Source organism: Modicisalibacter sp. (assembly GCF_055145905.1).
The window spans coordinates 44,413-53,998 of sequence record NZ_JBSREH010000032.1 but is presented as its reverse complement, the minus strand read 5'-3'; the positions used below and the strand labels follow the sequence as shown (position 1 = coordinate 53,998).

13 protein-coding genes are annotated in these 9,586 nt (G+C 68.6%); 3 read left to right on the top strand and 10 right to left on the bottom strand.

The annotated features are described in order from the left end of the window. The first annotated feature begins 267 nt into the window (after positions 1-267). Positions 268-465: a hypothetical protein gene (locus tag ACTCB7_RS10395; protein WP_463006621.1), complete on the top strand. Its 198-nt coding sequence runs from the start codon at positions 268-270 to the stop codon at positions 463-465. 84 nt (positions 466-549) lie between these two features. On the opposite strand, the gene ACTCB7_RS10390 is transcribed toward ACTCB7_RS10395, so the two are convergent. The 3 genes from ACTCB7_RS10390 to ACTCB7_RS10380 form a co-directional block, all read right to left on the bottom strand. Further along, a complete protein-coding gene (locus tag ACTCB7_RS10390) occupies positions 550-1,380 on the bottom strand; it encodes a Tim44 domain-containing protein (RefSeq protein ID WP_463006620.1) in 831 nt (276 codons plus the stop codon). A 107-nt stretch (positions 1,381-1,487) separates the two neighbouring features. Continuing rightward, the gene (gene yaaA, locus ACTCB7_RS10385) at positions 1,488-2,270 is read right to left on the bottom strand and encodes a peroxide stress protein YaaA (protein WP_463006619.1); all 783 of its coding nucleotides are present in this window, start codon (positions 2,268-2,270) and stop codon (positions 1,488-1,490) included. Between the two features lie 93 nt (positions 2,271-2,363). Continuing rightward, complete coding sequence (locus tag ACTCB7_RS10380; protein WP_463006618.1) at positions 2,364-3,395, bottom strand: NADP(H)-dependent aldo-keto reductase; 1,032 nt, start codon at positions 3,393-3,395, stop codon at positions 2,364-2,366. Positions 3,396-3,615: 220 nt separating this feature from the next. Between ACTCB7_RS10380 and ACTCB7_RS10375 the strand changes: the two genes are divergently transcribed. After that, positions 3,616-4,125 carry a tetratricopeptide repeat protein gene (locus ACTCB7_RS10375; RefSeq protein WP_463006617.1) on the top strand — a complete coding sequence of 170 codons (510 nt, stop codon included), beginning with the start codon at positions 3,616-3,618 and terminating at the stop codon, positions 4,123-4,125. A 175-nt stretch (positions 4,126-4,300) separates the two neighbouring features. Further along, positions 4,301-4,819, top strand: a complete 519-nt coding sequence (locus ACTCB7_RS10370) for a 3'-5' exonuclease (RefSeq protein ID WP_463006616.1) — start codon at positions 4,301-4,303, stop codon at positions 4,817-4,819. A gap of 161 nt (positions 4,820-4,980) precedes the next feature. Here the strand turns inward: ACTCB7_RS10370 and ACTCB7_RS10365 are convergent, their stop codons facing one another. Genes ACTCB7_RS10365 through ACTCB7_RS10335 form a run of 7 tightly spaced genes read right to left on the bottom strand, consistent with a single transcriptional unit; the run spans position 4,981 to position 9,189 of the window. After that, a complete protein-coding gene (locus ACTCB7_RS10365) occupies positions 4,981-5,967 on the bottom strand; it encodes an NAD(P)H-quinone oxidoreductase (RefSeq protein ID WP_463006615.1) in 987 nt (328 codons plus the stop codon). Between the two features lie 55 nt (positions 5,968-6,022). Next, entirely contained in the window at positions 6,023-6,577 is a 555-nt protein-coding gene (locus ACTCB7_RS10360; protein WP_463006614.1) for an LOG family protein, read from the bottom strand. A gap of 24 nt (positions 6,578-6,601) precedes the next feature. After that, positions 6,602-7,123, bottom strand: a complete 522-nt coding sequence (locus tag ACTCB7_RS10355; RefSeq protein ID WP_163650356.1) for a DUF501 domain-containing protein — start codon at positions 7,121-7,123, stop codon at positions 6,602-6,604. Further along, entirely contained in the window at positions 7,092-7,421 is a 330-nt protein-coding gene (locus tag ACTCB7_RS10350; protein ID WP_163650357.1) for a hypothetical protein, read from the bottom strand. Before ACTCB7_RS10350 ends, ACTCB7_RS10355 begins: the two co-directional genes overlap by 32 nt. Before the next feature lie 26 nt (positions 7,422-7,447). Further along, complete coding sequence (ybaK, locus tag ACTCB7_RS10345; RefSeq protein ID WP_463006613.1) at positions 7,448-7,918, bottom strand: Cys-tRNA(Pro) deacylase; 471 nt, start codon at positions 7,916-7,918, stop codon at positions 7,448-7,450. Beyond that, positions 7,915-8,325 carry an acyl-CoA thioesterase gene (locus ACTCB7_RS10340; RefSeq protein ID WP_463006612.1) on the bottom strand — a complete coding sequence of 137 codons (411 nt, stop codon included), beginning with the start codon at positions 8,323-8,325 and terminating at the stop codon, positions 7,915-7,917. Before ACTCB7_RS10340 ends, ybaK begins: the two co-directional genes overlap by 4 nt. A gap of 48 nt (positions 8,326-8,373) precedes the next feature. Then, positions 8,374-9,189, bottom strand: coding sequence for a hypothetical protein (locus tag ACTCB7_RS10335; RefSeq protein WP_463006611.1), 816 nt, complete (start codon positions 9,187-9,189; stop codon positions 8,374-8,376). Positions 9,190-9,586 lie beyond the last annotated feature (397 nt).

Sequence of the window (9,586 nt, the reverse complement as noted above, 5' to 3'; positions counted from 1 at the left end):
CGGGGTTTTTGCGTTTGGGGCCGGGAAATGTGGCCGGCTCCCCCTCGGCCGATCCCGGCAGCCCTGCCGGGCTGCCGGCGGGCGCCGCATCCTCCGCGCACCGCCGGAACGCGCCCCCCATCGTCGACATGCCGCCCATCCGGACAATCCTGCCACCCGGCAACGAGATGCGGTTGATCGGACCCCACCGCCCAGCATATTGGCGTTTTTTGGATAAGCCGATTAAGGTGGACAGGGCAAACCCGACACGTTTCTCAGGAGGAGAAGATGCACGCAAGCAAGCTGCGCAAGGCGGGACTGGTTCTGCTGATGGCCCTGACGCTGGGCGGCCTGGCGGCCTGTGACGATGACGGCCCTGCCGAGGAAGCCGGCGAGAACGTCGACCAGGCGGCGGAGAACGCCGGCGACAGCGTCGAGGAAATGGGCGAGGATGTTCAGAATGCGGCGGAGGACGCCCAGAACTGAAGCCACGCCTCAACGCCGGGGCTTCCGCCCATCAAAAAAGCCAGCCGACATCGGCTGGCTTTTTGCGTTTGGCAGGATGGGCGGTCAGCTCGGGTTCTGCTCGATGCCCTGGATGTGCCAGGGGGCACCGTCGCGCAGCTCCCGGACCAGGTGCCAGGTCTCGTTGAACTCGTTGTGTTCCCCGTTCTCGTCCATGATGCCGTGGAAGATCACCGAGGCTTCGGCCTGCGTGCCGTGCTCGCGCACATCGCCGAGTTCGACGAACAAACGCACGATCTCGGTGCGGTTGTTTGCCGGTTCGTTGGCGCGCTGTTCACGCAGCAGATTGTAGAGCGAGGGCGTCACATAGTCCTGGATCTTGGGCAGGTCGTTGTTGTCCCAGGCCCGCTGCAGCTCCATGAAGTGCTGCTTGGCCTCGTTGAGAAAACGCTCCTTGTTGAACCAGCTCGGCGTGCTCGCCGCGCCACCACCGACGCCGCCGGCAGTGCCGAAGGGGCCGGGCGCGCTATCGTCATTGCCATTGCCGAACGTGTGGGTGTTGCGGGCCTGATGATGCGGGCCACTGGCGGTCGCGGCCCGGCGTGCCCGCAGGAAGCGGAAGGCCAGCCAGGCGATCAGCGCGATCAGCAGGATATCCATGAAGCGGAAGCCATCGAAGGCGCCGCCGAAGAACAGCGAGGCCAGCAGGCCGCCGGCGAGCATGCCGGCCAGCGGGCCGGCAAAGCGCGACAGCCCCTTGGACGGCTTGCTGTGAGTGGTGCCGGTGCTGCGCTGGGTGGTAGTGCTGTGGCTGCTGGTGGAGCGGGAATAGGAGCCGATGCTCTTGCCGCCTCCCAGGCGGCGCGCCTCGGCGTGATCAACCGCCAGTCCGAAGCCGAGCAGGCCGACCAGCAGCATGACGAACAGGTTACGCATGGACAGTCTCCAGAAGGGTGAAACAGCCTACCCATTCTACCGGCTCTGACTGAACATGGCGTGAACCGCAGTGCGGAAAATCGGCGGCTCTGGCCGCCGATGGCCGGTCAGGCGCGCGCCTGTTCCTCGCGCACGAAGACCGGCGCGTTTTCCTTCGACTGCTCCGCCGAATAATGGTAGCCCGCCACGTCGAAGGCCTTCAGCGCCTCGGGGTCGTCGATGCGCTCCCGAATCAGCCAGGCGCTCATCAGCCCGCGGGCCTTCTTGGCGTAGAAGCTGATGATCTTGTACTGGCCGTTCTTGGCGTCCTTGAACACCGGCGAGATGACCCGGGCCGCAAGCCGTCGGGTATCGATGGCCTTGAAGTACTCGTTGGAGGCGAGGTTGACCAGCACCGGCGTGCCGCTGGCGGCCACGGCCGCGTCCAGATCCGCGGTCAGGCGCGCCTTCCAGAAGGCGTAGAGGTCCTTGCCGGCCGGATTGGACAGGCGCGTCCCCATCTCCAGGCGATAGGGCTGGATCAGGTCCAGCGGACGCAGCAGGCCGTAGAGCCCCGAGAGGATGCGCAGATGGTCCTGGGCGAAGGCATTGTCGGCCTCGCTGAAGCCGGGCGCATCCAGCCCCACATACACATCGCCCTGGAAGGCCTGGGCGGCAGGCTTGGCGTTGTCGGGCGTGAAGGGCGGTTGCCACTCGCCATAGCGGGCGGCGTTGAGACCGGCCAGCTTGTCGCTGATGCCCATGAGTTCGGCCAGCTGCTGCGGCGAGTACTCGCGCAGGATATCGATCAGCGTCTGGCTGTGTTCCAGATAGTCCGGCTGGGTGTAGTGCGCCGTGGTCGGCGGGGTGTCGAAATCCAGCGTCTTGGCCGGAGAAATCACGCTCAGCATGCGGGGCTCCTGAAGCGGCGCGGGTTCAGGTCGGCGAGTATACCAAGCGTGGCGGCGGGGGCCGATACGGCCCCCGCTATCGGCCTCATAGCCTCACGGGCAGGGGTTGGAGATCCGCCGGTGGACGGCCTCGATCTCCTCGAGCACGGCACTGTCGAGCGACAGGGACTCGCTCGCCAGATTGCTCTCGAGCTGTTCCAGGGTCGTGGCGCCGATGATGTTGCTGGTCAGGAAGGGGCGCGAGTTGACGAAGGCCAGCGCCATCTGCGCTGGATCAAGGCCGTGGCGACGTGCAATGTCGACGTAGGCGCGGGTCGCCTCCTCGGCGACATCGGACGTGTAGCGCTGGAAGCGCTCGAACAGGGTCAACCGGCCCTGCGGCGGGCGGGCGCCGTCGAGATACTTGCCCGACAGCACACCGAAGGCCAGCGGCGAGTAGGCCAGCAGACCGACGTTCTCGCGGTGGGCGATCTCCGCCAGCCCCACCTCGAAGCTGCGGTTGAGCAGACTGTAGGGGTTCTGGATGCTGGCGACTCGCGGCAGGCCCTGCGTCTCGGCCAGCTGCAGACAGCGCATCACGCCCCAGGGCGTCTCGTTGGACAGCCCGATGGCGCGGATCTTGCCGGCGTCCACCAGCTCCTTGAGCGCGGCCAGGGTCTCCTCCAGCGGCGTGACGTCCTCGTCGGGGTCGGGTGTGTAGCCGAGCTTGCCGAAGGTGTTGGTGCTGCGGTCCGGCCAGTGCAGCTGGTAGAGGTCGACATAGTCGGTCTGCAGCCGGGCCAGGCTGTCGTCGACCGCGGCGTGCAGGTGCTCGCGGGTGAAGCGCGGGCCGCCGCGGATATGCGCGAGACGCGGGCCGGCGGCCTTGGTGGCAAGGAGCACGTCATCGCGCTTGCCGCGGGCCTTGAGCCAGGTGCCGATGTAGGCCTCGGTGAGTCCCTGGGTCTCGGCCCGGGGCGGCACCGGGTACATCTCGGCCGTGTCGATGAAGTTGATGCCGAACGCGACGGCGCGGTCGAGCTGCTGGTGGGCGTCGGCCTCGCTGTTCTGCTCGCCGAACGTCATCGTGCCCAGGCACAGACGGCTGACATCGAGGCCCGTGTTGCCTAGCGGACGGTACTCCATATGAGGACTCCGTGAAGTGGGGAAAAACGCATGGTAACGGGGGGCGAAAAGGGCGGCAAACGGGGGTTGAGTCGGGCCTGAGGTGGGCGTATGCTTGCGCCCCGTCGCTCCGGCGGAGGTCCGGACGGTTGGCAGTCAGGAGATGAGGCGTGGACTGGGCTCAGGGGTGGAGCAAGGTCGGCGTCGTCACCCAAGGCAAACTCGATCAAGGTCTATCGCCATGCCGCAGGCATCTTCCCTGTTCACCCGGCTCGAATTTCGGCTGGCCGAACAACTCTTCCATACTCGCTGGCTGCCGCGTTCGCCGCGTACCCAGCGTCTGACGATGCGCCTGTTCCAGCGTTGTGCCGAGGCCGGTCACATCACCGCGCTTTCCGTCTACGGGCACATGCTCTTCCAGCGCGGCATCTCCCCCCAGGACAAGGCCAAGGGCGCCCGTTACGTGTTGCAGGCCGCCCAGACCGGCGATGTCCAGGCCCAGTACCAGGCGGCCTCCATCTACGAGCATGGCTGCGCGCAGTATCCGCGCCGCGACGACCATGCCGTGACCTGGTATGCCCGTGCCGGCGAGGCCGGTTATGCCCCGGCGGCCCGGCGCCTGGCGGAGGCCTATCGGCGTGGCGAGCTGGGCCTGTCCGTGGACCCGCGGCGGGCCGCCCAGTGGCAGGCGCTGGCCGAGCGCCACCAGCTCGGCGAGACTCACGCCGAGCCCGGTGCGCTGACCCACTGACGGGAATTCGGCTCCCGGGGCTCGCCCCCGAGGCCACAACCCCTTAGGCTAGATAGCTGGCGAGAGCCGGTGACTGCGCCCCGGGCGGCAGTCACCGGCGCGCTCGTCTGCTCGCGCTCCGGAACGTCCCGACTCCGGGCCGGGCATCGTTCGTCAATGACAAAGGACCGCTGATGTGACGCTGCCCATTCTCCTCGATATCGAAGCGTCCGGCTTTGGCCGCGGCAGCTATCCCATCGAGATCGGCCTGGCCCGGGGCGACGGCAGCGTCTGTGCCTTCCTGATCCAGCCGCAGGCGGAATGGACGCACTGGGATCCCAAGGCGGAGCTGCTGCACGGCATCAGCCGCGATCGCCTGGCCCGCGAGGGCTACCCGGTGAAGGAAGTGGCGCGCTGGCTCAACGACGAACTGAGCGAGGCGGGCATCGCCTACAGCGACAGCTGGGGCTACGACAATACCTGGCTGTCGCTGCTGTTCCACCACGCCGGGATGCTGCCCCGCTTTCGCCTCGAGGCGCTGCGCTCCCTGCTGTGCGATGCGCAGCTGGCGGCCTGGAAGCGCACCAAGGAAGCCCTGATCCGGGAGCGTGGCATCCAGCGCCACCGCGCCGGCGAGGATGCCCGCCTGCTGCAGCTGACCTACCTGCGCACCCGGGAGGCGGTCGAGACGATGCGCCGCGACGCGCCTCCCTGAGGCGATTCCGGCAGGGCACCAAGGTTTGTCCGAAAAGTCGGCGAGCGAAGATCAGGCAAGGCAAAAATCAGCGAAAAAGCGGAGTTTACGAGGTGTAAATGAGCATTTTGAGCTGATTTTTAACGCAGTATGATCGAGCACAGCCAGTTTTCAGACAAAGCTTAGCCCTCGCCGCTGACCGCCAGCAGCACCTTGCCGGTGCTTTCGTTGCTTTCCAGATAGGCCATCGCGGCCTCCGCCTGCTGGATCGGCCAGTCGCGGTCGATCAGCGGGCGTATCTCGCCACGGCTCAGACGCGGCCAGACGTGGGTGTGCAGGCTGTCGAGAATGGCCCCCTTGGCGCGCGGCGACTTGCTGCGCAGGGTGGAACCGATGAAGCGCTGGCGTTTCATGAGCATGCGGCCCATGTCCAGCTCGGCGGTGCGCCCGCCCATCAGGCCGATCAGCACCAGCCGGCCGTCCTGGTTCAGCACGCGCTGATTGTCCGCCAGGTAGCCGGCCCCCACCGGGTCGAGGATGACATCCGCACCGCCCCAGTCGCGGACCGCGTCGACGAAGCTGCCGTCGTGGCGATTCCAGCCCGCCTCGGCACCGAGGCGGCGGCAGGCCTCCACCTTGGCCTCGCTGCCCACCGTCACGAAGCAGGGGTAGTCGAAGGCCTTGCAGAGCTGGATCGCGGCGGTCCCCACGCCGCTGGCCCCGGCATGCAGCAGAACCCGCTCGGGCCTGCCGTCGACGTGGCGCAGCCCGCCCTCCATGAACAGGTTGAGCCAGGCCGTGGCGAAGACCTCGGGCAGGGCCGCGGCCTCCCGCAGCCCCAGGCCCGCGGGCAGCGGCAGCACCTGGGCGGCGTCGACGACCACCTCCTCGGCGTAGCCGCCGCCGGCCAGCAGGGCGCAGACCTTGTCGCCCGGGCGCAGCCGTTCGACGCGCGGGCCGGCCTCGACCACCGTGCCGCTGATTTCCAGGCCGAGGGTGTCGGTCACGCCCGGCGGCGGCGGGTAGTGGCCCGCCCGCTGCATCAGGTCGGCGCGATTCATGCCGGCCCAGGCCACCTGAATCCGCACGTCTCCGGGGCCGGGCCGCGGCGGTGCCTCCTGTTCCTGCCAGTTCAACCCCTGCTGGTCATCGATGGCGATGGCGAACATGCGTCTCTCCTCGCTGTTGGGGACGTTCCACTCTACCCAAGCGAGGCGGCCGTCGTCACGACAGGCGGGCGTCGGCAGGCAGCAGACGGTCGAGCAGTGCCGGTGGGGTCTCGGCGGCGACGAGACGGGCACGGGTCTCGGCGTTGAGGAAGCCGCAGTCGACGGCATGGTCGAGGAAGTGCAGCAGCGGCCGGTAGAAGCCGTCGACGTCGAGCACGCCCACCGGCTTGTCGTGCAGCCCCAGGTACTGCCAGGTCCATGCCTCGAACAGCTCCTCGAGGGTGCCGATCCCGCCGGGCAGGGCGACGAAGCCATCGGCCTGGGCGGCCATGGCGGCCTTGCGCTCGTGCATGTCGTCGACCCGGATCAGCTCGCTCAGCCCCTCGTGGGCCATCTCGCGATCGACCAGGTGATGCGGAATCACGCCGATGACCCGGCCGCCGGCGGCCAGGGCGGCATCGGCGACGGCCCCCATCAGGCCGACCCGGGCGCCGCCGTAGACCAGCCCCCAGCCGCGCTCGGCGATCGCCCGGCCCAGCGCGATCGCGGCGTCGCGAAAATGCGGGGCCTTGCCCTCGCGGGATCCCAGATAGACACAGACGTTGGGCATGCAGAACTCCTTGAGGCGGCGGGGTCAGGGCAGGCAGTCGATCACGCCGTACTCCCGGTCGAGCCACTGGCCGATCACGTTGTCGCCGGCCAGATGATGGGCGTACTGGGTATGCAGACAGCGCACCTGGTTCCAGTTGGCGATGCCGCCGATGCCGCGCTCGCGGAAGAGCGTCTCGTAGCCGCGCTCGGCGGCCAGGCGGCGGTGCTCGGGGTGCATGCTCGCCCAGCGCCGCGCGACATAGTCCTCGTGACTGCGGCGATAGGCGGCGAGGAACTCGGCGTCGTCCTGCAGGCGCGCCTCGAGCTGCTTGATCACCCCGGCCGCCTCGATCCGCGACAGCTCGATCTTGAGGCGCTCGGAGCACAGCCAGTAGAGGGTGGGGAAGGGCTTGTCGTCGACGATCGACTCCATGCGCAGCACCAGCGGGGTGCCTTCGCCATCGGTGGCGGTGACGGCCTGGATGCCGCGCGGGGCGCGGCCGAGTTGCTCGGCGATGATCGCCAGTTGCCGCTCATCGGGGGGGACGTCGGTTCGGATCAGCATCACTGGGGTTCCGCAGGAATTTGGTCGAGCGCGCCACCGCGCGAAAGAAGGCCTGGTTGAGCTGCGCGGGGGTCGGCGTGTAGGCCCACTCCCGTGCGCAATAGTCGGTGGCGCGGGCGATCAGGGCATCGTAAAGGCGATTGAACGGCGCATCATAATCGTAGGGGTCGGCGTCGAACAAGCGGATGTGCGGATAGTCGGCGAAGCGCTCGAGGAAGTAGCGCTCGAGCTCGCCCTCCACCCGACGGTGGCGCTCGACGTCGTCGGGGAAGAGCCACAGGTCGTAACGGATTGCCATGGGAAAGCTCCCGGTCGGGGTGCGGCTCAGCGACGCGCGATGGTGACCAGGCGTGCCCCGGTGAGGCGCTGCAGGTCGGCGGGGGCCAGGGCGATCTCCAGGCCCCGGCGCCCGCCGCTGACGTGGAGGCGGCCCAGGGTCTCGGCGCTGGCATCGAGGAAGGTCGCCAGGCGCTGCTTCTGGCCCAGCGGGCTGATGCCGCCGACCACGTAGCCGGTGGCGCGCTGGGCGTCGGCGACCTCGGCCATGGCGGCCTTCTTGGCTCCGGCGGCCCGCGCCAGCGCCTTGAGGTCCAGGCTGGCGGAGACCGGCACGATCGCCACCGCCAGGCGCTGCCCGTCGAGCCGGGCGAGCAGGGTCTTGAAGACCGTGTCGGGCGACAGGCCCAGCGCCTCGGCGGCCTCCTGGCCGTAGGCCGGTGTCGCGGGATCGTGGGCGTACTCGTGCACCGCGAAGGCGACCCCGGCCTGCTCGAGCCGGCGGATGGCCGGGGTCACGTGGCCGCCTCGGCGGCGGTGATGCGGTGGGCCTCCAGGGCCTCGCGGATCGCCTCGGGAATCGGCCGGGCCTGCTTGGCGGCGTGGTCGAAATGGATCATCACCGTGCGCCCCTCGGCCCCGAGGCGGCCATGCTGGTGCAGCGTCTGCTCGACGGTGAACGAGCTGGTGCCGATGCGCGCGATGCCGGTGCGCATCTCGATCGGCGCATTGAAGAACAGCTCGGCGCGGTACTCGATCTCCATGCGGGCCAGGATCAGCACCCAGTGGCGCGGGTCCAGGTCCGGGGTGAACAGGCGGCAGACGTCGTTGCGGCCCAGCTCGAACCACACCGGAATCCGGGTGTTGTTGATATGGCCGAGCGCATCGGTGTCGCTGAAGGTCGGCGTCAGGGTCTGGGTAAACATGGCGAACTCCTTGTCGACGGCTCAGCATCCATCCCGCGGCGGGTGCGGTCAAGCCGCCTCGCCCAGCTGCCGGCGCCGATGCAGCGCCTGCAGGCGCGTCCAGACCAGCAGCCACAGGGTGGCCGCGGCGAAGCCGGCCAGGGTGCCGGCGGCGAGCCCCCAGTCGTCGTAGGTCAGCGACACGCACAGCGCATAGCTGAGCAGCGAGCCCAGGCCCGCCGGGTAGTGCTTGATGACCGTGGCGGTGGGGCCGGCGCCGTGGGTCAGGTGCAGGATCACCAGGAACGGGAACATGGTCACCGGGAAGGCCGAGAGCAGCCCGGCCCAGGCCGCCGGCAGCACGTGCGCCAGGCCGGTGATGAGGAAGATGATGGCGGCGGCGAGCCCGGCGCGAAACGCCAGCGCCGCCCACGAGAAGGCGCGCCGGCCGGTGGCGGGACGCTCGGGGATGCCCCGGTAGAGGCCGATGAACAGCGCGATGGCCACCAGGGTGGTCAGCGTGCCGCTCACCCGGGTGAAGTCGATGGCCGCCAGCACGGCACTGGCGGCCAGCCAGGCGACGAGGCCGCCAGCGGTGCCCAGCAGCACGCCGGGCAGGCCGTCGCGGCGGCCGCACAGCAGGTAGCCGCCGCCCAGCGCCAGGGTCGCGGTGAAGCCGGCCAGGGTATGCACGGCGCTCTCGGCGGCGAAGCCCGGACCGATCTCCACGCCGATGAAGAACAGCGCGATGGCGGTGCCCAGCGGGTAGCCGGACAGCAGCCCGGCCACGCGGGTGCTCAGGCGCTCGGCGACCAGCGACAGCCCGAGCACCACGCCGATCGACACCAGCAGCTTGCTGACCTGCAGCAACAACGAGACGTCCATCGCTCTCCTCGAAACCCGTAAGGCCGCGCCCTCGGCGGCACAAAAGCCCTCTACGCTAGAGGCAGTGCGGCCGTGCCGCCATTCCCCTTTAGGCTGGATACCCTGGGGTGTGATCGCTCGACAGGGGGACGCCCGGAGCCAGGCCGTGGGAGCGACTTCAGTCGCGATGAATCCGCCACCGGGCCGCCGCAGTCGAGGATGAATCCTCTCCCGCACGCCTCCCTTCAGGGCCCGAGCTGTCGGGGCATCTCTCCTGCACTAGGCTTTGTCTGAAAACTGGCTGCGCTCGACCATGCGGCGTTAAAAATCAGCTCAAAATGCTCATTTACACCCTGTAAACTCCGCTTTTTCGCTGATTTTTGCCTTGCCTGATCGTCGCTCGCCGACTTTTCGGACA

What these genes read in the sequence shown, in the direction of transcription:
- ACTCB7_RS10380 (WP_463006618.1), bottom strand. Translation starts at nt 3,395, where the DNA reads ATGGAGTACCGTCCGCTAGGCAACACGGGCCTCGATGTCAGCCGTCTG.
- ACTCB7_RS10375 (WP_463006617.1), top strand. Translation starts at nt 3,616, where the DNA reads ATGCCGCAGGCATCTTCCCTGTTCACCCGGCTCGAATTTCGGCTGGCC.
- ACTCB7_RS10390 (WP_463006620.1), bottom strand. Translation starts at nt 1,380, where the DNA reads ATGCGTAACCTGTTCGTCATGCTGCTGGTCGGCCTGCTCGGCTTCGGA.
- ACTCB7_RS10335 (WP_463006611.1), bottom strand. Translation starts at nt 9,189, where the DNA reads ATGGACGTCTCGTTGTTGCTGCAGGTCAGCAAGCTGCTGGTGTCGATC.
- ACTCB7_RS10360 (WP_463006614.1), bottom strand. Translation starts at nt 6,577, where the DNA reads ATGCCCAACGTCTGTGTCTATCTGGGATCCCGCGAGGGCAAGGCCCCG.
- ACTCB7_RS10340 (WP_463006612.1), bottom strand. Translation starts at nt 8,325, where the DNA reads ATGTTTACCCAGACCCTGACGCCGACCTTCAGCGACACCGATGCGCTC.
- yaaA (WP_463006619.1), bottom strand. Translation starts at nt 2,270, where the DNA reads ATGCTGAGCGTGATTTCTCCGGCCAAGACGCTGGATTTCGACACCCCG.
- ACTCB7_RS10355 (WP_163650356.1), bottom strand. Translation starts at nt 7,123, where the DNA reads ATGCTGATCCGAACCGACGTCCCCCCCGATGAGCGGCAACTGGCGATC.
- ACTCB7_RS10350 (WP_163650357.1), bottom strand. Translation starts at nt 7,421, where the DNA reads ATGGCAATCCGTTACGACCTGTGGCTCTTCCCCGACGACGTCGAGCGC.
- ACTCB7_RS10365 (WP_463006615.1), bottom strand. Translation starts at nt 5,967, where the DNA reads ATGTTCGCCATCGCCATCGATGACCAGCAGGGGTTGAACTGGCAGGAA.
- ACTCB7_RS10395 (WP_463006621.1), top strand. Translation starts at nt 268, where the DNA reads ATGCACGCAAGCAAGCTGCGCAAGGCGGGACTGGTTCTGCTGATGGCC.